The following is a 23,174-nucleotide window of genomic DNA, read 5'->3' on the forward strand; positions in this document are numbered from 1 at the left end:
TCGGGGTGTCCGGCGCGTACAGCTCCCGTGGGACGGTCCGAAGCGCCGCCTCCACCGAGGGCGGAAGCGTGAGGCCCTTCCCTTCCTGGTCGGCGATCAGCCGGTCGACCATGCGGTCGCGGAGGTTTGCGCTCTCCAGTGTGTCGACGGTCATGACGGCGTCCTCCCGGAATCGTGGCCTGCGGCGGCCTGAGCGGTGCAGGCGCGTGCTGGTGTACCGCCCGGCCATGCTGCCCGAACAGGTCCCTGGCCCTCGCGTGAACAGTCGCTTGACCAGGTTGTTTTCTTCTAAGCCGCACGTCAGGGCGGCGCGAAGTCCCCTGCCGCATGTGGCTCCCTGGGTCGGGGGCAGGCCCTTTCGGGCGCTGGGGATGATGGACGGGGCGACGTGTGCCTGCGGTCTTGCTGGTGCCGGTCCAGACGAGACCTGTCGGCACCCGGCGGTAAGCAGCTGGAGCATCGCGGGCCTCCTCCGGAACATTCTTGTGAGGTCTGTGCGGAGCGTGGTGGCGGGGTTACGCTTCCGCTATCCGCCCTCTGGACCAGAGTCGCTTCCGTCGCGGTCGGCTTCTAGGGGGTGGGCGTTGCAGGGGTGTTGCAGCAACACGGTTCCGAGGCGGCTGGTATGAGCGACGATCCGCGCGAGCTCGCGCAGCGCATGTTCGGCCGGGTACTCCGGCATCTCCGCGGCACCGTGTCCTTGCGGGAGTTCTCGCAGGTCGTCCACTACGACTACACGCGCTTGTCACGCGCCGAGAACGGGGCCTACCTGCCGCCTCCGCAGACCGTCGAGCAGATCGACACCGCGCTTGGAGTGGGACGCCTCCTCTGCGACCTCCGTGAGCTGGTCGAGGACATCGGGTCCGCCGGCACACGGACCGCGGCCGCTCCCGCGGTGCTGTCCTCTGGTGGGGAGGATGACGGGGCGGTCATGCTGGTGTTGCCGACACCAGATGGAGGGAGCGTCCGCGTGCGGATCTCGCGCAGGGACTTCAGCAAACTGATCGCCGGTGGGGCCTTGAGCTCGGTGTTTCCCGGCGTCACCCCCGTCGACGCCGACCGGATCCCGTACGCCCTCACTCATCCCACCAAGATCGACACTTCCACCCTCGCCTACTTCAGGCGCGTGCTCGCCGAGCACTACAGCGCCGACAAGTCGCTCGGTCCCCGCAGACTCCTCGGCCCCGTCCTCGCCCAGATCAACGTCCTCGACGATCTCCGGCGGCAGACCACGACCGATCATGTCGACGGCCTGCTCGGTGTCCTCGCGCAGTACGCCGAAATGGCCGGATGGCTCCACCAAGACCTGGGGCTCCTCGACGAAGCCCTCGCATGGTCCAGACGCGCCGCCGACTGGGCGCTCGTCGGCGGGGATCAGCAGATGGTCGCGTACATGCTGGTCCGGAAGGCCAACATCGCGTGCCTGACCGGCGATCATCATGCTGTGGTCCTTCGCGCCGCCGCAGCCCGCAAGACCCGCGACATCGACCCGAAGCTCACCGCTCTCGCAGCTCAGCAAGAGGCCCGCGGCCACTCTCTCCTCGGTGACCACGACACCGCCGCCGGGCTCTTGGCCGAGGCCCGTGCACTGCTGGACCGGCATACCGAGGTGTCACACCCTGGCGCGCCCGTCTACCTGGAGCACTACGACACGGCGACTCTCGAAGAGCAATCGGCCGTGTGCCTGCGGCTCGCCGGCGACATCGACGGTTCCGCGGCGATCCTGCAAGCGCAGATCGCTTCGCTCGGACCGGAGGTCGTCCGCGACCGCGGTCACTTGACAGCCAAACTCGCTGTCACTCTCACCCATGGGAGAAGCCCCGACCCGGCCCACGCCGCCGAGCTCGGCCTTGAGGCGATCCAGGCCGTGCGGCAGACGGGGTCGGCACGGATACTCCGCGAACTCGGCGACCTCGACCAGCGCCTTCAGGCCCGTTGGGCAGATCTCCCAGCAGCACGGGATATCCACGCCGCGCTTGTGGCATAGGCGCTCAGGCAGGGGCTGGCCGGCTGCGCAGCGCTGTTGGGCAACGGCGTCGGCCGGTCAGTCGATGTGGTCGGTGGCCGAGGGATCTCGATGCTGGTTGGTCAGGGTGTTTCGATGCTCCAGCCTCGGGTCCTGGCGATTTGTTCGGCGAGGTCGGTGAGGGTTGATGACGGGCCGCCGGTGCGGAGCATCCTTCGTATGGCGGTGCGGAGCATCACTTCGGTGCGTGCGGATACGACTTCGTGTGTGAAGTCCGCGACGGTTGCCGTGAGTGCTTCGGTTTCGCGCCATGCCTTGGCCAGGGTGAGTGCGAGCAGGAGGTGGACGAGGTCGTTGTAGGCGGCCCGTCCCCATTCCTCGCCGTGTGCGGTGACCGGGCCGGTGTGAATGGCCGGGACGTAGGGGTCGCGGGCGAGGCGTCCGCGGGCGGCCTCGTCCAGGTAGGGCATCGCGGTGTTGAGGTCGCCCAGTTCCATGTGCAGGATGCCGCGGTGCCAGTTGAGTTCGGATGTGTCGAGCCACCACGTCCAGTGGGGGGCGCGCGGGTGCAGGGACTCTTGTAGCGCGCCGGACGCGGCGTCGAGGGTTCTCAGGGCGCGGGTACGGTCGCCGCCTTGGGCGAGGGCGCGTGCGGCACGGAGTTCGAACAGTGCCTGGACGCGAGGTGGGAGGTGGTTGCCTTCGATCGTGTGCTCGGCGATCTGCAATGCCTCGCGGCTGTGGCGCTGGTGCACGTCGATGAGTGCGAGGTGCGACAGTTCGAACAGTTCCAGGGAGCGGTCACCGGCGAGGCGGGACAGGAACATCGCCTCGTGGGTGGTGGTGCGGGACTCTTCGAGGCGGTCGGCGTCGTACAGCGTCCAGGCGGCGATCTCGCCGGTTTCGCCGGTGGCGGCCTGGAGGTCGCGCTCGTCGGCGTTGTGGCGTCCGGTGGCCAGTGCGGTCCGGGCTGTGGTGAACGCGTGGACGGCCAGGTCGGCGATGCTCGTCCCGCCGATCCGGGAGTCGAGCACGATGAGGTGCTGGTTGGTGTCGCGGACGATGGCGGCGTAGTCGGCCGACGCGGTTTCGTTGACGGCGGCCTGTTCAGGTGGGCGGGAACCGAACAACTCGTCCTCGCCTTGTCCGGTCGCGGTGGCGATTGCCTGGCCGATGTGCCGCCCGGAGGTTCCGGTGAGCCGTGTGGTGAGTTCTTCCGCGATTTGTTCGGACGATTGGCGAGGCGCGTCACCCATGGCTTCTGTGTCCCCGAGCCTGGACGTGGGAACCCGCTGGGATGTCAGAGGAGCTCGGGTGCTCTGCCTGCTCCTACGAGTTCTTGTCGGATCTGTTCTTCCAGCTCGCCCACCAACGACTCGTGGGGGAAACGGTCCCTGAGGATTCCCGCCAGCTCTGCCGTGCGCGGTAGGAGGTCGCCGGATCGGCGGGTGGGGCTGAGCGCCGTGCGAGCGTGTTCGACAGCGGTGTCGAGCTGGCCGCGTCGCGCCGCGACGATCCCCAGGTCAAGGCTGACCATCGCCAGCCGCATCGGCCAGCGCACGACGTCGGCGGACGGTCGGCACTGCGTGATGACCTCGCGTGCGTGCTCCTCGGCCGCGTCGTCCTGGCCGGCCATCGTGAAGATCGTGGACGCGTAGAACTCGTACTTGTCGTGGTCGAACACGAAGTGGTTCTCGGGATGGTCCGGCCGGGGAAGCCGGTTCAAGACCCCCCGTCCGATCTCCAGCGCATCGGCCCCTCGGCCGTCTCCCATGCGGGCATAGCCGCGACCGGCTTGCAGGGTGAGCTGGACGGCGGCGTTGGTGTGGCCGGCGTGGCGGAGCCCGGCCTCGCTGCACGCCACGACGTCGGGGAAGCGTCGCTCCACGAGCGCGAACCAGGCCGCGATCTCCCAGGACCACGCGATGATCTCGCCGTGTCCGGCCTGCTCGCCGAGGCGGCGCGCGGTGTGACGGGCGATCTCGGCCGCGGCCTTGTCACCGGCGTCGAAGTAGACGCATGCCAGCAGCACCGTCAGCCATCCCGCGTCGACCAGCAGTTCACGGTGCTGAGCGAGGGTCGTCCGGCTGTCGAGCAGACTCAGGACATGGTCCAGGTGGGCTCGGCCGCGGACGCATAGGTCGTCCGCGGCGACGGTGGGGTAGTCGCAGCACAGCCGTTCGATGGCGACGTCCAGCAGGTCCAGCGTGCCCGCGCCGACGTCGGACGCCTCGGCGCGATTGGCGAGCTCCATGAGTTCGATATCGCTGCTGATCAGGGACGGGGCGTCCGCTCCATGTGAGAAGAGGACGTCCTCGGGAAGGTCGAGCGCGGCGGCGTACAGCAGGCGGTAGCGGGGGCCCACCGCACGTTTTCCGGCCTCGTGGTCGCGGACGGCGCGCTCGATGTCCCGGGCGGTTGGAAGCTGGGACCGGACCTGCGCGGGAGCGACTTCGCGGAAGCGGGCGGCAAGGTCCGCGACGACCAGCCCTTGAGCTTTTCGTTCCGCGCGCAGACGGGCGCCGATGGCTTTGTTCTCGGCTGACATGTTGCGATGCACCTCGGCCGGAGACGTCCGCAGACGCACTTCCACGTCTGCTCTCGTCCCCCAGTATCACGCTGACAAGTGCGGGCCGTCACAGATTCACTTGAAGAGCAGGCGCGCACTCATCGGTGAAATTCCCTCGGGTGATCCGATGCGCACATTTCGATGCCGGAGTGTGCGTCCGTGTCCCCCCGACCTGGGGTGGCGGGTGTGGCGAATGGGGTGTCTTCCCTGTCTTCGGCTGCGCCCTCACGAATGAAGCGGCCCCGGCCCGCTGGGCAAACAGCGGGGGATCCGGGGCCTTGACCGGACACTGGAGGTCCGATCCGTGGGAGATCTTAGGGGAAATCCGGACGTTTCTGGGCTCAGCGCTCGGGAGCGTAGGGAAGTGGAGCTTCTGAGTAAGGAGTTTCCTGGCTGGTGGGTTCGCTGTTCTGTTGGTCTGCCTGTTTTGCGGTGGGGTGCGCAGCGGAAGGTGGGGGCGGAGTGGGACGGGGGCGTGGGTGGCGTTCGGGTGTTGAACGCGGCGGATGCTCGCGGGTTGCGGTGGATGTTGGGCCGGGTGGCGGTCTGGGACGCCGAGGTCGCCGGGGCTTGCGCGCCGTCGGTTGAGGACAGGTCGCAGCGGCTCCTCGTCCAGGCTTCTGGGACGGACGCGTCGTGAGCCTGGTCGTGGAGAGCGACCCGGATGTCCTGCTGGCTGCGCTGCACCGCGAGTTCCCCGAAGTGGTGTCTTGGCGCGGCGAGTTCACCGGGAGCTGGTGGGCGCTGCTTGGTGACCGGCTGGTCGAGGCTGCAACCGCGCGGGAGTTGGCTGCGGGTATCCGGGACGCGGTTCTGCCGTCGTGGCCGCTGCCGCATCGTCCGCTGATGGACGTCCGTCCCGTCCAGGAAGAGGTTCCTTCGGCTGGTGCTCGGGCGGAGCGGTATCCCGATGCCCATTTGGTGCGTGGGCCCGTGCGGCGGAGGTCTGGGGGCCGGGTGTTCGCGCTGGTGGGGGCCGCTGCTGCTTTGGTCGGGGCGGTTGTGGCGTGGGATGTGGTGAGTGTGCTGTGCGGCTGACTCGGACGTCCTCGCGAGAGCGGTACTTGAGTGAGCTGGCCGAGTTGCTTGCTGCGGCTGGGTGGACGATCACGCCTCGGTTTGAGTTGTCGCCGCCGTTGGTGCGGGTGACGCATCCCGCGCTGGAACGGACGGGCCTGTCGGTGCATGTCGAGCCGCTGCTCAGTGGGGGTGACGAGGTCGCGTGGTTCTGCGACTCGTCCGGGCGGTATCTGGGGACTCGGTACCAGTTGCCGCAGGTGCTGGCCGCCGTCCACGACGTTCTGGGGCCGCTTGTCGCCGATGCGGGTTGGCCCGTCCCGTCCGACGAACCGCCGGCCCGGCGTTCTCGGACTTTGCTCGGAAGGTGGGCGGGGTGACCGACCTTGACGGCTTGGCCGGGCGGGCGCTGGCGGGGCTGAAACCGCAGGTCCAAGCCCATGGCTTCGCTACTGAGTGGAGTGACGACGGGCTGCGCGTGTCGGTTCGTCCTGCCGGGTCGTCCGCGAACGTCCACCCTCTTGGCCTGATCACGTGCGGGCGGCGGTCGGATGACGGTGGGCGGTGGTGGTGGTTTTTGGAGGGGGCTCCGCTGGCGGAGGTCGACCATCCGTATGAGGCGATCACGGGGCTCAAGGGCGCGTTCGCTGCTCGGCTCGACGTTGAAGGGGCGTGAGATGCAGGTCGAGATCGAGACCAGGGCGGACGGGGTGTCCGTTGTTCGTTCCGAGGCTCGTCGGGTGGTGGCGTGTTTCTACGACGATCCGGTGCGGGAGGGCTGGTTCGTCGCTCATCTGCCGGACGGGACGACCCGGAGGTTGTGGGCTCCGGACGGCGATCGGGATGAGGTCGCGCGTCGGCTGGTTCGCGATCGATGACTTCGGTGTCCCGCCGCGGCCGGTGGAGGGTGGCCGCGTAGGGGATTCGTATGGGCACGGAGGGTACTTAGCCTGGCCCTCTGTGGGTGGTTCCTGGGGGATGGGGGCGGCGCGTCATGCCTTGCTCGATCTGGTGGAGCGTCTGATGGTTGCCGAGTTCCCCTTGGCCGGGGGCGAGCTTGTTCGGCTGCTCAATGAGGTGTTGGGGACGCCTGTGGGGGGTGTTCGGATGCGGGTTGAGCGGGTGAGCGTGGGGCGGGCCGAGGTGGCGGTGCGGGTGATCGTGGCCGACGAGTCGGCTTCGTTGGGGGTCTGGGACGTTGATGTCCCGGTCGAGGCGGGGGTGGACGCTTCGGTGCTGGGGCGCAGGCTTCGGGAGTGGTGGGTGCTCAAGGGGGTCGAGCCTGGCATGGGGCGGTGGGGACGGCCTGTCTGAGCGTCAGTGGCGGAGCTTCGCGGAGGACGGTCGGGTAGGGGGACGGTGCGCGAGGCGGCGTGACGCGCATCACTGTCACAGGGGGGCTGTGGGCGGCGTCGTTCGTACGGCAGGGTCGGCATGAGCAGCTGGGGGACGATCATGAATGACGGAACGACGACCGGGAACGCGGCGACCGAGGCGTTCGTCGCGCATCGCAATCTGCTGTTCACGGTCGCCTACGAGATGCTCGGGTCGGCCGCGGACGCCGAGGACGTCCTCCAGGAGACCTGGTTGCGCTGGACGGGCGTCGACCACGACGAGGTGCGCGAGCCGCGTGCCTACCTCGTCCGGATCACGACGCGGCAGGCGCTGAGCAGGCTGCGGACGGTCGGCCGCCGCCGTGAGTCCTACGTGGGTCCGTGGCTGCCGGAACCGCTGCTGACCACGCCGGACGTCGCCGACGACGTGGAGCTCGCCGACAGCGTCTCGATGGCGATGCTGCTCGTGCTGGAGACGCTCGCGCCGACCGAGCGGGCCGTGTTCGTCCTGCGCGAGGTGTTCGACCTCGGCTACGACGAGATCGCGGAGGCGGTCGGGAAGGCCCCGGCGAACGTCCGGCAGATCGCGCACCGGGCGCGGGCGCACGTGGCGGCGCGGCGTCCGCGCGCGGAGGTGTCGGCGGACCAGCGGCGGGACGCCGTGGAGGCGTTCCGGCAGGCGACCACGACCGGCGATCTCCAGGGCCTGCTGGACGTCCTGGCTCCGGACGTCGTGATGCTGACCGACGGCGGCGGCATCGTCCACGCCGCGCTGGAGCCGTTCGTCGGCATCGACACGGTGGCCGGGCTGCTCAGCCGCCTGCTCATGCCGTTCGAACTGGAGTCCGCCGAGGTCAACGGGCATCCGGCGCTGGTGCTGTACCGGGAGGGGGAGGTGGACGCGGTGATCGGCGTCCACGTTCAGGATGGTCTCATCAAGGGACTTTATGTCGTCCGGAACCCGGAGAAGCTCTCGGGCATCCGACACGAGACCACCTTGAGCCGCTGAGCGAGGAGACCAGGGATGACCTACCCGGACGCGACGTATCTGGCCGAGAAGGGCGAGGTCAGCGCGGTGCTGCGCGCCTCGGACGCGCCGCCGGAGCTGAGGATCGGCGGGCGCACGAACGTGCACTACCTGGCGACCGGCGCCACCACCGACGGGCATTTCGGGCTGTACCGGTGGGAGATGGGCGCGCAGCAGACCGGCGGCTCACCGCATTTCCACCGGACGTTCTCCGAGTCGTTCTTCGTCCTGGACGGGAAGGTCGACCTGTTCGACGGCGACTCCTGGGCCACGCGCTCGCCGGGCGACTTCCTGTACGCGCCGCCGGGCGGGGTGCACGCGTTCCGGAACGCGGACGGACCGGCGACGATGCTCGTGCTGTTCGCGCCCGGCGCGCCCCGCGAGCCGTACTTCGAGGAGCTGGCGGAGATCGTCCGGACCGGCCGGGAGCTCAGCGCCGAGGAGTGGACCGAGCTTTACGGGCGCCACGACCAGTTCATGGTCTGACCTGCGAGAACGGCCGCCCGGGACGTGTGTCGCCGGGCGGCCGTCCCGTCACTCGGGCCGGACGTTGTGGTTGCCGGCGAACAGGTTGGACGGGTCGTACTGGGCCTTGAGCGCGGCGAGGCGCTTGCGGGTCGCGTCCGGGTACACCGCCGCGACGTCCTCATCGGTGGCGGTGGCCAGGAAGTTCGCGTAGGCGCCGCTGGTGTGCGGGGAGACGCGCGTCCAGAACGCGTCCAGGCCGGGACGGGCCGCCTCGACGACCGGCGTCGGGCCGCCGATCGTCGCCACGAACATCAGCTCCGCCGAGCGGTGCGCGTAGGCGGTCGCGTCGGCCGGGACCCTGGACACGGCCGCGCCGACGGCGCGGACGGAGAGGATCGGCGATCCGGCCGCCGATCCGACCTCGCCGAGAATGCTCAGGACATCGGGAACCGACGCGCTCTCGACGAAGCCGGACTTGGACTCGAAAGCGAATCCGGGCGGCGGGACGAGGCCCTCTTCGAGCGTTTCCGCATAGGGCATCGCCTTCACGTCGTCGGACGCCACGGTGCCCAGCCGCCGAATCGGGTCGATGGCCTCGGCGGCCTTTTCCGGGTCGTCCCCGTCAAAGGCGACGAGGATCTCGACCGGCGCGTTCGGTCCGCCCAGGAAAGGGTTGGCGAAGTTCACCGTGGACGAGAGTTCCTCCGGCGCGGTGCGCAGGTGGTCGGCCCATCCGGGAAGGACGGTGGCGAGCTCCGCGGCCGGGAAGGTGATCTTCCCGAAGAAGACGTCGGTGGTCGGGTGCGCGGCGAAGTCGAAGGACGTCACGACGCCGAGGTTGCCGCCGCCGCCGCGCAGTGCCCAGAACAGGTCCGGGTGCTCGTCGGCGCTCGCGCGCAGGACGTCCCCGGCGGCGGTGACGACCTCGGCCGCGACCAGGTTGTCCATGGCCAGGCCGTGTTTGCGGACCTTCCAGCCGATGCCGCCGCTGAGCGTGAGCCCGCCGACGCCGACGCTCGTGGTGTCGCCGGACGTGAGCGCGAGGCCGTGCGGCGTGAGCGCGGACGCGACCTCGCCCCAGGTCGTCCCGCCGCCGATCCGGACGATGTGCCGGTCCTCGTCGACGAGCTCGACGCCCTTGAGCCGGGCCAGGTCGAGCACGACGCCGCCGTCGTTGGTGCCGAATCCGGCGAAGGCGTGGCCGCCGCCGCGCACGGACAGCGACAGTTCGGCCTCCACCGCGAACCTGATTCCCGCGCGGACATCGTCCACGTTCTCGGGACGCAGCACGAAGGCGGGGCTTCCCGCCGCGAGAACCGTGCGGGCGGCCGAGGCGTATTCCTCGCCGCCCGGTTCGATGATGTCGCCGCCGAAATCACGACGGAGGTTTTCGAGAGCCGAAGTCATGGGGTCCTCCCCGATCTGGTCTGCCGCCCGGTCGTACACATGACTCCGGCCATCCGGAATCCGTGACACGGCCACGCGTGACCTGTGCCACAGATCCTTTTCATGCGACGGCGGATTGGGTCTCCGGCTCGGGCGCCGTGCCCGCTGCCTTCGAAGCGCGCTGGCGCGTCGCGAACGTGAGCAGCGCGATCGCGGCGAAGAGGGCCGCCGCGACGAGGCCGGTGACGTGCAGGCTCGTGGTGAACGCCTCGCGCGCGGTGCGCATCAGCTCCGCGCCCTGGGCGGCGGGCAGGTCGTGGCTCGTGGCGACCGCGCCCGCGAGGGAGTCGGACGCTCCGCCGGTCTCGTGGTGGTAGACGACCGCGGCCAGGACGCCGAGCAGCGCGAACCCGAGCGACCCGCCGAAGTAGTTGGCGGTCTCCGACATCGACGCGGCCGACCCCGCGCGCTCCGGCGGGACGGACCCGATGACCAGCCCGGTGCCGAGGGCGAACAGCGGCCCGGTGCCGAGGGCGAGGACGGTGATCCCGGTCATGACCAGCGGCAGCGAGCCCGAGCCGTGCACGAGGACCAGCAGCAGGGCGCCCACCGCGGACAGGGCCAGCCCGCCCGCGATCGCCGTCGCGGGCCTCATCCGCTTGGCGTACACCGGGGCGGTCATCGTGCCGACGGCGACGCCCAGCCCCATCGGCGCGAACAGCATCGCGGACGTCGCCGGGGAGTGGCCGAGCACGTTCTGGAGGAACTGGGTGACGAGCAGGCCCGTCCCGGCCATGGAGGTCCCGGCGAGGCAGAGGCCGACGAGGACGGCGCTGAACCGGCGGTTCCGGAGCAGCCGCAGGTCCAGCAGCGGCGTCTCCATCCGCAGCTGGCGCCGGACGAACACCGCGCCGACCGCCGCGCCGACCAGGAGCGCCGCGCCCGGGACGAGCGGCTCGTCCTGGATCGCGAGCTGCTTGAAGCCGTAGACCATGAGCAGCACCGCGACCAGCGACAGGACGACGCTGACGGGGTCGAGCCGTCCGGCCCGGTCGCTGCGGAACTCGGGCAGCAGGAACGGGCCCGCGAGGAGCACGACGGCCATCGCGGGCACGGCGATCAGGAACACCGACTTCCACGAGAAGTGCTGGAGCAGGAACCCGGCCAGCACCGGGCCGGCCGCGCCGCCCGCGAACTGGCTGGTCGCCCAGATCGCGATGGCCTTCCCGCGCTGCCGCTCGTCCCGGAACATGCTGGTGATCAGCGCGAGCGTGGACGGCGTGAGCGTCGCGCCCGCCACGCCCAGCAGCAGCCGGACGACGATCAGCATCAGCGGGTTCACGGAGAACACGGCCACGACCGACAGGACCGCGAAGCCCGCGGCCCCGGCCAGCAGCAGCCTGCGGCGGCCGATCCGGTCGCCGAGCGTGCCCGCCGTGATGACCAGCCCGGCGACCATCAGCCCGTACCCGTCGCTGATCCACAGCTGCTCGACGTTGCTCGCGCCGAGGTCGGCGCTGAGGCGCGGCAGGGCCAGGAGCAGCGCCGTCATGTCCATCGCGACGATCAGGGTCGGCAGTGCCAGGACGATCAGTCCCAGCCAGGCCCGCCGGTCGGCCTTCGTCTCGGTTTCGTTCGTCATGCCGGGTGGTCGGAGCCGATGCGTGCTCCTTGACATCGCCGGCACGGTCCCACCGAAAATGTTTTCGAATCCGGGAAGTTCTCTCCCGGGGGATGTCAAGACGGCGGCGGCGGCTCCGACCAACTGGTCGAAGGGACCCGCCAGGGCCCCGGTGACCTGAGCACATGAGGAGCACGACATGCAGTTCCTGATCAGCATGCACATGAACCCGGCCGTCCTGGACGCGCTGACCGACGAGGAGAAGCAGGCGATCGGCGCGGGCCACGGGAAGTTCATGGCCGACTGCAAGGCGTCCGGCGAGTTCGTCCTCACGCAGGCGCTGACCGACCCGTCCCAGGCGGCGGTGGTGTCGGTGCGCGGCGGCCGGCCGGTCGTGACCGACGGCCCGTTCCTCGAGGCCAAGGAGTTCCTGGGCGGCTACTACCTGGTCGACGTCGAGAACCGGGAGCGCGCGATCGAGCTCGCCGCCCAGCTGCCGGACGCCGCGATCGAGGGCCTGGGGGTCGAGGTGCGGCAGGTGATGTTCTCCGACGGACAATTGGAGGCATGAGCGACTCCACCGGCCCCCGGACCGGGTTCGAGGACCTGCTGCGCGAGCTCGCGCCGCAGGTCCTCGGCACGCTCGTGCGCAGGCACGGGCAGTTCGAGGGCTGCGAGGACGCCGTGCAGGAGGCCGTCCTCGCGGCGTCCGTGCAGTGGCCCGCCGAGGGCGTGCCGGACAACCCGCGCGGCTGGCTGGTGGCGGTGGCGTCCCGGCGGCTCATCGACCAGATGCGCAGCGAGCACGCGCGCCGCGAGCGTGAGTCGGCCCTCGCGCTCGAGCAGGCCGCCGAGCCCGCCGAGCGGGACGTCCCGGACGCCGACGACACGCTCGTCCTGCTGTTCCTGTGCTGCCATCCGGCGCTGACGGCGGCGTCCCAGACGGCGCTGACGCTGCGCGCGGTCGGCGGGCTGACCACGGCCGAGATCGCCCGCGCGTTCCTGGTGCCGGAGGCGACGATGGCGGCCCGGATCAGCCGGGCCAAGCAGCGGATCAAGGCCGCGGGCAGCGCGTTCACGCTGCCGGAGGGCGCCGAGCGCGAGGAGCGGCTCCGGGTCGTCCTGCACGTCCTGTACCTGATCTTCAACGAGGGGTACACGGCGTCGTCCGGGGGCGAGCTGTCCCGCGCGGGCCTCGCGCGGGAGGCGATCCGGCTCGTCCGGATGGTGCACGCGCAGCTCCCCGAGGACGGCGAGGTCCGCGGCCTGCTCGCGCTGATGCTGCTCACCCACGCCCGCCGGGACGCCCGGACGACGCCGTCCGGCGATCTGGTCCCGCTCGACGAGCAGGACCGCTCGGCCTGGGACCGCGACCTCATCGACGAGGGGACGGCGCTGGTCAAGGCGTCCCTGGCCGACCCGACGCTCGGGCCGTACCGGTTGCAGGCGGCGATCGCCGCGACGCACGCGAGCGCCGCGACGGCCGGGGAGACCAACTGGCAGCAGGTGTACGCGCTCTACCTCGTCCTCGACCGGATCGCGCCGAACCCGATGGTCACGCTCAACCGGGCGATCGCGCTGGCCGAGGTCGAGGGGCCGGAGGCCGGGCTCGCGCTGCTCACCGTCCTGGACGAGGACGAGCGGATGGCCGGGCACCACCGGCTGCTGTCCGTCCGCGCGCACCTGCTGGAGAAGACCGGCGACACGTCCGGCGCTTACGAGCACTACCGGCGCGCCGCGAAGGCCACCGCGAGCCTCGCCGAGCGGCGGTACCTGGAGTCCCGGGCGAGCCGGCTGAAGGGCTGATCCCCGGCCCGATGTCACACGAGTCGCGGCTGTGGTGTCTCAAGGGACGTCGAGACAGGACCACACGTCGGGTTGGTGAGATCATGCGGGTTTTCGTCGCAGGTGGGAGCGGTGTTCTCGGGCAGGTGCTGGTGCCGGTGCTCGTGGCGCGCGGGCACGAGGTGACCGCGACGACGACCGGGTCCCGCAAGCTGGACCTGCTGCGCGGGCTCGGCGCCGAGGCCGTCGTCATGGACGGCCTGGACGCGTCGTCGGTGCACGACGCGGTCGCCGCCGCGAGGCCGGACGTGATCGTCCACCAGATGACGGCGCTCGGTGTCGCGCACGCGGGGACGAACATGAGGTCCGAGCGGTACTTCCGGGACACCAAGCGGCTGCGCACCGAGGGGACCGACCACCTGCTGGCCGCCGCCGAGGCCGCCAGGGTCCCGCACGTCGTCGCGCAGAGCAACGCGGGCGGGAACGGGCCGCGCGAGGGCGGCTGGAAGACCCCCGAGAAGGACGCGCTGGACCTGGGCTCCACGACGGCCCCGCTGATCGCGATGGAGTCGCTGCGGCACACCGAGAAGGCCGTGCTCGCCGCGGGCGGCGCGGTCCTGCGCTACGGCTGGTTCTACGGGCCCGGCGCGTCCGACGACCAGGCCGAGATGGTCCGGAAGCGGAAGTTCCCGATGATCGGCGGCGGGACGGGCGTCTGGTCGTGGATCCACCTGGAGGACGCGGCGAACGCGACGGTCCTGGCCGTCGAGAAGAAGGCGCGCGGCGTGTACAACATCGTCGACGACGAGCCCGCGAAGGTCGGCGAATGGCTGCCCTACCTGGCCGAATGCGCGGGGGCGAAGCGTCCGGTGAACCTTCCGGCGTGGCTGGGCAGGCTCCTGGCCGGGCAGGTCGCGGTGTCGATGATGACCAGCTGCCTCGGTTCGAACAACGCCAAGGCGAAGGCCGAGCTCGGCTGGGAGCTCGCCCACCCGTCGTGGCGCCAGGGCTTCAAGGACGTCGTCGCGTGACCCGGGACGAGGAGTTCCAGGAGCTCAGGCCGCTGCTGTTCTCGATCGCCTACCGGATCCTCGGGAGCGTGGCCGAGGCCGAGGACGCCGTCCAGGAGACGTGGCTGCGGTACGAGGCGTCCGCGACGGTGCCGGACTCGCCGAAGGCGTTCCTGTCGTCGGTGGTCACGCACGTCTCGATCAACGTGCTGCGGTCGGCGCGCGTCCGGCGCGAGGAGTACGTGGGGCCGTGGCTGCCCGAGCCGCTGCTGACCGACCCGTACGACGACCCGCAGCGGTCGGCGGAGCTGGCCGACTCGGTGTCGATGGCGGCGTTGCTGCTGCTGGAGCGGCTGAGCCCGCTCGAACGCGCCGTGTTCGTGCTGCGCGAGGTGTTCGGGTTCGGGTTCCCCGAGGTCGCGTCCGCCGTCGAGCGGTCGGAGGCGGCGTGCCGCCAGCTCGCCGTCCGGGCGCGGCGGCACATGAACGAGGGCCGTCCGCGGTTCGAGGCCGACCGCCGCGAGCGGCGCGAACTCGCCGGTCGGTTCCTCGACGCGTTCCGCGAGGGCGACGTCGGCGCGCTCGCGGAGATGCTCGCGGCGGACGTCCAGATGGTGAGCGACAGCGGCGGCAAGGCGCCGCAGTGGGGCAAGGGCGTCGCGGGCGCGGCGAACGTGCTGCGGCTGCTCACCGCGATGTCCGGGCCGCTCGCCGCGGTCGGCGTCACCGTGGAGCCGCACGGGATGAACGGCCAGCCGGGCGCGATCTTCCGCGACCCGGACGGCCGGATCCTCAACACCTGGACGATCGACGTCCTCGACGGCCGGGTCCAGGCCGTCCGGACGGTCATCAACCCGGACAAGCTCGCGCACCTCGGCCCCGTCGCCGACGCCTGGGCCGTCAGCCGCGCCGCGAACGCCCACCGCCACGGGACCCCGGGCCGCGCGGAGTGAGCAGGGGAGCGCGGGATCCCGGGCTGGGATCCCGCGCTCTCGTTCGCGCAGGTCAGACGCCCGCCGGTTCCTCCACCCGGGGCGGGACCGGGGTGGGGTTGCGGCGGAAGGGCATCCACCAGTTGGCCTTGCCGAAGAGCTCCATCACGGCCGGGACGAGCACCAGCCGGACGATCGTGGCGTCCACGAGGACGGCGATCGCCATGCCGAGCCCGATCTGCTTGACCTGGATGTCCGGGCCGAACACGGAGGTCATGAAGACGGAGATCATGATCGCCGCGGCGGCCGTGATGACCTTGGCGGTGCTCGCCAGGCCGGTCGCCACGGACGCCCGGGTGTCACCGGTCCGGACGTAGTCCTCGCGGATCCGGGAGACCAGGAAGACCTCGTAGTCCATCGACAGCCCGAACAGGATCGGGAACATCATCATCGGGACCCAGCTGGTGACGGGCATCGTGGTCGGGAACCCGAGGGCCTTGCCGAGCCAGCCCCACTGGACGATCGCGGTCAGCACCCCGAACGCGGCGCCGATCGACAGCAGGTTCATCACCGCCGCCTGGATCGCGATCGTCACCGACCGGACCAGCGCGACCAGCAGGACCAGGGACAGGCCGAGCACGACCGCGATCATCAGCGGAAGCCGCGCGCCCACCGCGTCGGAGAAGTCGATCACCACGGCGTTCGGCCCGCCGACCTGGACGTCCTTCCCGCCGGCGACCTTGGGGAGGACGTCGTCGCGCAGCCGGTGCACCACGTCCGGGGTGGCCTTGTTCTGGAAGTCGGTCTTGGGGAACGCCATGAACAGGGCGGCCTGGCCGTCCTTGCTGATCTGGGGCGGGGTGGCGTAGGCGATGCCCTCGGTCCTGCCGACGGCGTCGATGACGGGACGCAGGTCGGCGTCCCGGGACGCGATCGGGGTGGCGAACACGAACGGCGCGTTGTACCCGGGCCCGAACCCTTCGGACAGGATCTGGTAGGCCACGTAGCTGCCGCGGTCGTGCGGCTGGACGCTCGCGTCGGCCATGCTCAGCCGCATCGACAGCGCGGGCGCGGCGAGCACCAGCAGGCCCGTCCCGGCCAGGACGGCCGCGATCACCGGACGGCGCTGCATCGCGCCCGCCCAGCGCTCGGCGGGCGTCCGCCGGGTCGCACCGGCTCCCCCGCCCTCGCCTCGGGGTCCGCGCCGCGGCAGCCGCAGCGAGTTGATCCTGTATCCGGTGAAGCCGAGGAACGCCGGCAGCAGCGTCACCGCGGCGACCATCGTGACCAGCACGGTCACGGACGCGGCGACGCCCACGCCGGTCATCAGCTTCTGCCCCATGGCGAACAGGCCGAGCAGCGCGATCACGACGGTCGTCCCGGCGAACAGCACCGCGTGCCCGGCGGTGGTGATCGCCTTGACCGTCGCGGCCTCCGGGTCGTCGCCGTCCCGCAGGGCGTCCTTGTAGCGGGTCACGATGAACAGCGCGTAGTCGATGCCGACGCCGAGCCCGATCAGGGCGCAGACGATCACGGTGAAGTCCGGCGCCGGGAAGATGTAGCCGACGAGCTTCATCAGCGCGATCCCGCCGACGATCGCCATCAGCGCGGTGACGATCGGCAGGCCCATCGCGACGAGCGACCCGAACGCGATGAAGAGGATCACCGCCGCCGCCACGACCCCGACGGCCTCGCCCGGCCCCTGCTTGGGCGCCTCGGCCTTCTGCGCCTGCTCGCCCGCGAGGCCGAGGGTCACCGCGCCGCCCGACGCGTCCCGGACCGCCCTGACCAGGGTGAGCACCTCGGACGTCTTCACGTTCTGGCTGGTCAGCGGAATGGTCGTGCGGGCGATCCGGCGGTCCCTGGTGACCAGTGACGGGTCCTTGTAGGGCGAGGTCACCGGGCCCGTGACGGGCGAGGCGTCGAGGGTGGAGACGACCTTCTCGATCCGCTGCCGGGCGGCCGGGTCGTCGATCCCCCGGTCCGCCCTGATGGCGAGGGTCAGCGTGTCACCCTGCTGTTCGGGGAAATGCCGCTCGATCAGTGCCTGCGCTTTGGCGGACCCGGAGGAGCCGCCGGAGAAATCGTTGTCGGAGGCGGCTCCGAAGCCGAACCCGCCGACCGCCACCGCGAGAACGCCGACGATCCAGGCGAGCAGGACCAGGCGTCTGCGCCGGTAGCAGAAGCGGGCGAGGCCCGCGAGGACGCCGTCCTCGCGAGGGGTCTCGGTCATCATCAATCTCCTTGTGCCGTGCTGGCGGCCTGACGAAATTGATGATTCCTCTGGGAAATGCGCGATTCATCCGTCCTGCGCAGGTCATTCCCGCTACGCCCCGTGCCGCATTTCCCCGCGCTTTCTGCCGCGGACGCCGTGGGGCTACTGCGTTCGCGGTAGGCGATGTTCGTCCGCGCGCAGGAGGCTTATATGTCCGCATCTGGCTAGGTTGCGGCTATGAGCACCGCATTGTCCCTACTGGGGGCCCGCGGCCGGGACTGGCTGATCGCGGTCCTCCTGGCGGGGGCCCTCCTGATCACGGCCGCGAGCGAGGGGCATGCGGCCGTGGGCCTGAACCTGGTCGGCTATGTCCTGATCGTGGTGAGCGGCCTCGCGATGGCGTTCGTCCGCCGGGCCCCGATCCCGGTGCTCGGCGCCGCCTGGACCTGCGTCGCCGGATACCAGGCGGTCGGGTTCGAGGTGCCCGCCGTCGCGTACCTGTTCGCGACGTACGCCGCGGTGCGCGCGGGGCACCGGCTGGTCACGATCGCGGCGAGCGTGATGCTGCTGGTCACGCTGCCGCTCGCGGCCCTGGCCTCGCCGTGCGACTGGTCCGTGGGCGAGTCGTTCGTGCGGGCCCGCGGCGTCCTGGAGATCGCGTGGCTGATCGCCGCCGGGGCCGCCGGGGAGGCGCTGCGGCAGGCCGAGCGGCGCGCGGACGAGGCGGAGCGCACCCGCGAGGAGGCCGCGCGGCTGCGCGCGAGCGAGGAGCGCCTGCACATCGCGCGCGAGCTGCACGACTCGCTCACCCACCAGATCTCGATCATCAAGGTGCAGTCCGGGGTCGCCGTCCACCTCGCGCGCAAGCGCGGCGAGCGGGTGCCGGAGGCGCTGCTGGCGATCCAGGAGGCCGGGCGCGAGGCGACCCGCGAGCTGCGCGCGACCCTGGAGACCCTGCGGGACGACTCGGCCACCCCGGCGTACGGCCTCGACCACGTCCCCGACCTGGTCGAACGCGCCTGCGGGACGGGCCTGGCGACGAGCCTGACGATCGAGGGCCAGCCGCAGGACGTGCCGGCCGCCGTCGACCGGACGGCCTACCGGATCGTCCAGGAGTCGCTGACGAACACCGCGCGGCACGCGGGCGCGACGACGGCGACGATCCTCATCGACTACCGGCCGGGGACGCTCGCGATCCGGGTCGACGACGACGGCGGGGCCACGCCCGGCCACGCGCCCGTCCCGGGCGTCGGGCTGCTCGGCATGCGCGAACGCGTCACCGCGCTCGGCGGCCGCCTGCGCGCCGAGCCGCGCAGCGAGGGCGGATTCAGCGTGCAGGCCGAACTGCCCGTAGTGTCCCCCTCGTGATCCGTGTCCTGCTGGTGGACGACCAGCCGCTGCTGCGCGGCGGGTTCCGCGCGCTGCTCGACGCCGAGGACGACATCGAGGTGGTGGCCGAGGCCGCCAACGGCGCGGAGGGTCTCGCCCTCGCCCGCGAGTGGCTGCCGGACGTCGCGCTCGTCGACGTCCAGATGCCCGTCATGGACGGCATCGAGACGACCCGCCGCATCGCCTCGGACCCCGCGCTGGCCGGGGTGCACGTCGTCATCCTGACCAATTACGGCTTCGACGAGTACGTCTTCAACGCGCTGCGCGCCGGGGCCGCCGGGTTCCTCGTGAAGGACATCGAGCCGGAGGACCTGCTGCACTCGGTGCGGGTGGCGGCGCGCGGCGACGCGCTGCTCGCGCCGTCCATCACGCGGCGGCTGATCAGCCAGTACGTCACGCAGCCGGTCCGCGCGGGCGTCGGGACGGGCCTCGACGAGCTGACCAACCGGGAGCGCGAGGCCGTCGCCCTCGCCGCGCAGGGCCTCGCCAACGACCAGATCGCGGTCCGGATGGAGATCAGCCCGGTGACCGCGAAGACCCACATCAACCGCGCGATGATGAAACTGGGCGCGCGGGACCGGGCGCAGCTCGTCGTCCTCGCCTACGAGTCCGGCCTGGTCACCCCGCGGACCTCCTGAGGCCCCGGCCGGGACAGCGTCACGAGCAGCCTCAGGGCCGCCTCCGAGGGCGAGCCCTCCTCGACCGTGTGCGCGACGAGCGCCTGGTCGGGGTCGTCCGGGAGACGCAGGGTCTCGTAGGAGAGGTCGACGCGTCCGACGACCGGGTGCAGGTAGACGTACCGGCCGTGCGTCTTGTCCCGGACCTGGTGCCGCGCCCAGGCCGCCCGGAACTCGGGGCTGGCCTCGGTGAGCTCGTCGAGGAGCGCGGCCGTGCGCGGGTCGTCCGGGTGCCGGGACGAGTCGAGCCGCAGGTAGGCGACGACGTCGGCGACCTTGCCGGGCCAGTCCTCGTAGAGCGCGCGCATCCCCTCGTCCAGGCAGACGAGCCGGGCGAGGTTGCGCTGCCCCGGCGGCAGCGCGCCGAAGTCGGTGATCAGGGCCGCGGCGAGGTGGTTCCAGGCGAGCACGTCGGTGTCGCGGCCGACGACGTAGGCGGGCACGTCGGACGCCACGTCCAGCAACCGCCGCAGACCCGGCCGGACGGTCTGCGGGGCGTGCGGCGCGTCCGTCCCGGGCCAGGGGCGCGCCAGCCGGAACAGGTGCTCGCGCTCGGCGTCGTCCAGCCGCAGCGCGCGGGCGACGGCGTCCAGGACCTCCTCGGAGAAGTGCAGCGTGCGGCCCTGTTCGAGGCGGACGTAGTGGTCGACGCTGACCCCGGCCAGCCGGGCCAGCTCCTCGCGGCGCAGCCCGGGGACGCGCCTGCGCCCGCCGTAGTCGGGGAGCCCCAGCTCCTCGGGCCGCAGCCGGGCCCGGCGGGACCTGAGGAACTCGCCCAGTTCGGCGCGTCTGTCCAATGCCATGGACCCAGTATCACGCGTGAAGATCACCGGAGCCTGGTCACGCCGTGCCCAGGCGCCGCCTGGCACTGGGTAAGCCGCTTCCACCGGACGACAGTGAGGGACATCGGAACAACGACCGAGTAGGGAAGCAGGACGACGATGACCGACACCGTTCGTTTCGGGACCACCGACATGGACATCACCCGCCTCGGCTTCGGCTCGTGGGCGGTCTCCGGATCCGGCTGGACGTTCGGCTGGGGCGACACCGACGACGCCGAGTCGATCGCGGCGATCCGGCACGCCTTCGCGTCCGGCGTGAACTGGGTCGACACCGCCGCGGTCTACGGCCTCGGCCACTCCGAGGAGCTGGTCGGCAAGGCGATCGCCGGACTGCCCGAGGCCGACCGGCCCTACGTGTTCACCAAGGCCGGCCTGGTCTGGGACCCGGAGAACCCGTCCGCCGCGCCGCGCCGGATCATGAAGCCCGCCAGCGTCCGCCGCGAGATCGAGGACTCGCTGCGCCGCCTCGGCGTCGAGCGGATCGACCTCTACCAGGTGCACTACCCGGACACCGGAGAGTCGCTGGAGTACGCGGGCGGCGGCTTCGGCGCGGTGTCGCCGAACGCCACGCCGCTGGAGGAGTACTGGCAGGTCATGGCCGACCTGAAGGCCGAGGGGAAGGTCCGCGCGATCGGCCTGTCGAACCACTCGGCCGAGCAGTTGGACGCGGCCGAGGCGATCGCGCACGTCGACGCGATCCAGCCGCCGTTCTCGGCGATCAACCGCTCGGCCGCCGCCGAGATCGGCTGGGCGAAGGAGCACGGCACCGCCGTGATCGGCTACTCGCCGCTCCAGTCCGGGCTGCTCACCGGCACGTTCTCCGCCGAGCGCGTCGCGGGCCTGCCCGAGGGCGACTGGCGGACCGGGCACGCCGACTTCACCACCGGCCTCGCCGCGAACCTCCGGGTCGCGGAGGCGCTGCGTCCGATCGCCGCGCGGCACGGCGTGAGCGTCGCGGAGGTCGCGATCGCGTGGGTGCTCGCCTGGCCGGGTCTCACCGGCGCGATCGTCGGGGCCCGTTTCGCCCGGCAGGTGGACGGCTGGATCGGCGCGTCCGAGGTGGAGCTGACCCAGGCGGACCTGGACGAGGTCTCGGCCGCCATCGACGCGTCCGGCGCGGGCACCGGCCCGTCCCGCCCTTGAGCACGAGCCGTTGAGAAACTGACAATGAAGGAGCAGGACATGAGTCTCTTCGTGGTCGCGGAGCTTCGTTCGGTGCTGGGACAGGAGGATCGGCTCCGCACGGCGCTGGAGGCGCTGATCGAGCCGTCGCTGGACGAGCCGGGCTGCCTCGCCTACCGGCCGTACGCCGACCCCAACGACGCGTCCCGGATGGTCGTCGTCGAGGAGTGGACCGGCCCGGACGCCCTGGCCGAGCACTTCGCGACGCCGCACTTCGAGCACGCGGTGAAGGTGTTCGACGGGATCCTGGCCGAGCCCATGACCGTCCGCCGCCTGACGGCCGTCACGGATTGAGGGCGGTCACGGATTGAGGGCGGTCACGGGTTGAAGGCCGTCACGGGTTGAAGGCGGTCACGGGTCGATGAGGCCGTCGCCCAGGGACGTGCGCCGGTACAGCACCTGGCGTCCGTCCCGGGCCCGGCTCACCAGGCCGGTCGCGTGGAGGATCCGGAGCTGCTGGGAGACGGCGCTCGGCGTGACGCGCAGCCGGCGGGCGATCTCGACCGTCGGCAGCGGCTCGGCGAGCAGCACGAGCAGGCGGACCTTGGACGCGCCGAGGAGCGCGTCCAAGGCGCTCCGGGCGGGCGGCGGGGCGGGCTCCCAGAGGGTCCCGACGCCCCGGCAGGGGTAGGCGAGGCTCGGCGCCTCGTCCGGGCTCAGCGGCGGCGACGGCTTGTGGACGAAGACCGACGGCATCAGCAGCAGGCCGCGTCCGGCGGCGGTGACATGGTGATGGCTGATCATCCTGCCGATGTGCAGCACGCCGTCCCGCCAGCGCAGGTCCGGGTGCATGTCGGCGAACAGCAGCCGCGCGCCGCCGAGGGCCAGGCGGCGCGCGCGGTAGGTCATGTCCGCTTCCAGGACGAGCCGCATCTGCCGCCAGTGCGGCTCGACGGCCAGCTCCCAGAACCGCCGCAGCGCGTCGCAGATCGTGTCGCGCAGGTCGTCCGGGGGCGTGCCGAGCAGAACGCCGGGCAGGGGGTCCGGCGCGTGCGCGGCCTCGAGGTCGCGGAGCACGAGGGCGCCGGGTGCCCGCCGGACGAGGTCCAGTTCCGTGTCGAAGGCGGGGGCGAACTCGCCCGGACGCGGCGTCAGGACGTCGGGCAGCGTCCGCCGGTCACTGACCAGGGCGCGGAGAAGTCGCAGGTCGGACGGGTCCAGGGCGGCGAGGGCGGCGCGCCGCCACGGCAGGTGCAGCGCGGACAGGCCCGGGTCGCGGAGCACGCGCAGGGCGACGACGGTCTCGTGCAGCGGCGAGACGGCGAACCGGGTGTCGGCGAGGTCCTCGACGTCGAGCTCGAAACTGATCATTAAGCCCCACGCTACATCGATGGCCCCGCGCGGCCGTGTCGCGTGGACTCGGCGCATGACGCTGACTCAACCTCGTCCCCGGGCGGACGCGTCGCGCGGCGTGCTCCTGCTCCTCGCGCTGACCTGCGGCGTGGCGGTCGGGAACGTGTACTTCCCGCAGGCGATCAGCCCGTCCGTCGCCGCCGGGCTGGACGTCTCGGCGGACACCGCCGCGCTCGTGGTCACGGCGGCGCAGTTCGGGTACGCGGCCGGGATCTTCCTGCTCGTGCCGCTCGGCGACCGCGTCCCGCACCGGCGGCTGGCCGTGACGCTCCTCGCGCTGACCGGGCTCGGGCTGCTCGCCGCCGGGGCCGCGCCCGGGGTGACGCCGCTGGTCGCGGCGTCCGCGTTCGTCGGGGCGGTCACGGTCGTCGCGCCGGGCCGCGGGCCCCAGGCGGCGGGCC

General features: G+C 71.5%; 23 protein-coding genes. 16 read left to right on the top strand and 7 right to left on the bottom strand.

What is annotated here, in order from left to right; translation table 11 throughout:
* Positions 1–625: 625 nt before the first annotated feature.
* On the top strand, positions 626–1,987 hold the full coding sequence (locus EBO15_RS36480) for a helix-turn-helix domain-containing protein (protein ID WP_199745032.1): 1,362 nt from the start codon (positions 626–628) through the stop codon (positions 1,985–1,987).
* 101 nt (positions 1,988–2,088) lie between these two features.
* Here the strand turns inward: EBO15_RS36480 and EBO15_RS36485 are convergent, their stop codons facing one another.
* Both EBO15_RS36485 and EBO15_RS36490 read right to left on the bottom strand, forming a co-directional pair.
* Entirely contained in the window at positions 2,089–3,222 is a 1,134-nt protein-coding gene (locus EBO15_RS36485; protein WP_147481823.1) for a hypothetical protein, read from the bottom strand.
* A gap of 44 nt (positions 3,223–3,266) precedes the next feature.
* Positions 3,267–4,514: a helix-turn-helix domain-containing protein gene (locus tag EBO15_RS36490; RefSeq protein WP_147481824.1), complete on the bottom strand. Its 1,248-nt coding sequence runs from the start codon at positions 4,512–4,514 to the stop codon at positions 3,267–3,269.
* Between the two features lie 657 nt (positions 4,515–5,171).
* Between EBO15_RS36490 and EBO15_RS36495 the strand changes: the two genes are divergently transcribed.
* The 6 genes from EBO15_RS36495 to EBO15_RS36525 all read left to right on the top strand — a co-directional run bounded on the left by EBO15_RS36495 (position 5,172) and on the right by EBO15_RS36525 (position 8,399).
* A complete protein-coding gene (locus tag EBO15_RS36495) occupies positions 5,172–5,573 on the top strand; it encodes a hypothetical protein (protein ID WP_122199040.1) in 402 nt (133 codons plus the stop codon).
* Between the two features lie 355 nt (positions 5,574–5,928).
* Positions 5,929–6,228 (top strand): hypothetical protein, encoded by a 300-nt coding sequence (locus EBO15_RS36505; RefSeq protein ID WP_122199042.1) that lies wholly within the window; start codon positions 5,929–5,931, stop codon positions 6,226–6,228.
* 1 nt (position 6,229) lies between these two features.
* Positions 6,230–6,430: a hypothetical protein gene (locus tag EBO15_RS36510; protein ID WP_122199043.1), complete on the top strand. Its 201-nt coding sequence runs from the start codon at positions 6,230–6,232 to the stop codon at positions 6,428–6,430.
* Between the two features lie 121 nt (positions 6,431–6,551).
* Positions 6,552–6,866, top strand: a complete 315-nt coding sequence (locus EBO15_RS36515; protein ID WP_147481825.1) for a hypothetical protein — start codon at positions 6,552–6,554, stop codon at positions 6,864–6,866.
* A gap of 141 nt (positions 6,867–7,007) precedes the next feature.
* Complete coding sequence (locus EBO15_RS36520; RefSeq protein WP_199745033.1) at positions 7,008–7,895, top strand: RNA polymerase sigma-70 factor; 888 nt, start codon at positions 7,008–7,010, stop codon at positions 7,893–7,895.
* 15 nt (positions 7,896–7,910) lie between these two features.
* A complete protein-coding gene (locus tag EBO15_RS36525) occupies positions 7,911–8,399 on the top strand; it encodes a cupin domain-containing protein (protein ID WP_122199046.1) in 489 nt (162 codons plus the stop codon).
* A 48-nt stretch (positions 8,400–8,447) separates the two neighbouring features.
* Here the strand turns inward: EBO15_RS36525 and EBO15_RS36530 are convergent, their stop codons facing one another.
* The gene (locus tag EBO15_RS36530; RefSeq protein WP_122199058.1) at positions 8,448–9,788 is read right to left on the bottom strand and encodes an FAD-binding oxidoreductase; all 1,341 of its coding nucleotides are present in this window, start codon (positions 9,786–9,788) and stop codon (positions 8,448–8,450) included.
* Positions 9,789–9,888: 100 nt separating this feature from the next.
* The gene (locus EBO15_RS36535) at positions 9,889–11,409 is read right to left on the bottom strand and encodes an MFS transporter (RefSeq protein ID WP_122199047.1); all 1,521 of its coding nucleotides are present in this window, start codon (positions 11,407–11,409) and stop codon (positions 9,889–9,891) included.
* 178 nt (positions 11,410–11,587) lie between these two features.
* Between EBO15_RS36535 and EBO15_RS36540 the strand changes: the two genes are divergently transcribed.
* The 4 genes from EBO15_RS36540 to EBO15_RS36555 all read left to right on the top strand — a co-directional run bounded on the left by EBO15_RS36540 (position 11,588) and on the right by EBO15_RS36555 (position 15,136).
* Positions 11,588–11,959, top strand: a complete 372-nt coding sequence (locus tag EBO15_RS36540; protein ID WP_122199048.1) for a YciI family protein — start codon at positions 11,588–11,590, stop codon at positions 11,957–11,959.
* Complete coding sequence (locus EBO15_RS36545; protein ID WP_122199049.1) at positions 11,956–13,194, top strand: RNA polymerase sigma factor; 1,239 nt, start codon at positions 11,956–11,958, stop codon at positions 13,192–13,194. Before EBO15_RS36540 ends, EBO15_RS36545 begins: the two co-directional genes overlap by 4 nt.
* Positions 13,195–13,277: 83 nt before the next feature.
* Positions 13,278–14,204: an NAD-dependent epimerase/dehydratase family protein gene (locus EBO15_RS36550; protein WP_122199050.1), complete on the top strand. Its 927-nt coding sequence runs from the start codon at positions 13,278–13,280 to the stop codon at positions 14,202–14,204.
* Positions 14,201–15,136, top strand: coding sequence for an RNA polymerase sigma-70 factor (locus EBO15_RS36555; protein WP_122199051.1), 936 nt, complete (start codon positions 14,201–14,203; stop codon positions 15,134–15,136). Before EBO15_RS36550 ends, EBO15_RS36555 begins: the two co-directional genes overlap by 4 nt.
* Positions 15,137–15,188: 52 nt before the next feature.
* Here the strand turns inward: EBO15_RS36555 and EBO15_RS36560 are convergent, their stop codons facing one another.
* The gene (locus EBO15_RS36560; protein ID WP_199745034.1) at positions 15,189–17,348 is read right to left on the bottom strand and encodes an MMPL family transporter; all 2,160 of its coding nucleotides are present in this window, start codon (positions 17,346–17,348) and stop codon (positions 15,189–15,191) included.
* A 219-nt stretch (positions 17,349–17,567) separates the two neighbouring features.
* Here EBO15_RS36560 and EBO15_RS36565 point away from each other — a divergent pair, with 219 nt between their 5' ends.
* Both EBO15_RS36565 and EBO15_RS36570 read left to right on the top strand, forming a co-directional pair.
* Positions 17,568–18,698, top strand: a complete 1,131-nt coding sequence (locus EBO15_RS36565) for a sensor histidine kinase (RefSeq protein ID WP_122199053.1) — start codon at positions 17,568–17,570, stop codon at positions 18,696–18,698.
* A complete protein-coding gene (locus tag EBO15_RS36570) occupies positions 18,695–19,357 on the top strand; it encodes a response regulator (protein ID WP_122199054.1) in 663 nt (220 codons plus the stop codon). Before EBO15_RS36565 ends, EBO15_RS36570 begins: the two co-directional genes overlap by 4 nt.
* Here EBO15_RS36570 and EBO15_RS36575 read toward each other — a convergent pair.
* Positions 19,321–20,199, bottom strand: coding sequence for a helix-turn-helix transcriptional regulator (locus tag EBO15_RS36575; protein ID WP_122199055.1), 879 nt, complete (start codon positions 20,197–20,199; stop codon positions 19,321–19,323). The genes EBO15_RS36570 and EBO15_RS36575 overlap by 37 nt on opposite strands.
* A 138-nt stretch (positions 20,200–20,337) precedes the next feature.
* Here EBO15_RS36575 and EBO15_RS36580 point away from each other — a divergent pair, with 138 nt between their 5' ends.
* Positions 20,338–21,381, top strand: a complete 1,044-nt coding sequence (locus tag EBO15_RS36580; protein ID WP_233616690.1) for an aldo/keto reductase — start codon at positions 20,338–20,340, stop codon at positions 21,379–21,381.
* 39 nt (positions 21,382–21,420) lie between these two features.
* The gene (locus EBO15_RS36585; protein ID WP_122199060.1) at positions 21,421–21,714 is read left to right on the top strand and encodes a putative quinol monooxygenase; all 294 of its coding nucleotides are present in this window, start codon (positions 21,421–21,423) and stop codon (positions 21,712–21,714) included.
* A gap of 57 nt (positions 21,715–21,771) precedes the next feature.
* Here the strand turns inward: EBO15_RS36585 and EBO15_RS36590 are convergent, their stop codons facing one another.
* Positions 21,772–22,731, bottom strand: a complete 960-nt coding sequence (locus EBO15_RS36590) for an ArsR/SmtB family transcription factor (protein WP_122199056.1) — start codon at positions 22,729–22,731, stop codon at positions 21,772–21,774.
* Between the two features lie 55 nt (positions 22,732–22,786).
* Between EBO15_RS36590 and EBO15_RS36595 the strand changes: the two genes are divergently transcribed.
* A partial coding sequence (locus EBO15_RS36595) for an MFS transporter (RefSeq protein ID WP_122199061.1) occupies positions 22,787–23,174 on the top strand: 388 nt, incomplete at its 3' end.

The sequence above is a fragment of the Actinomadura harenae genome (genome assembly GCF_003696215.1).
GTDB classification, from domain to species: Bacteria; Actinomycetota; Actinomycetes; order Streptosporangiales; family Streptosporangiaceae; genus Spirillospora; species Spirillospora harenae.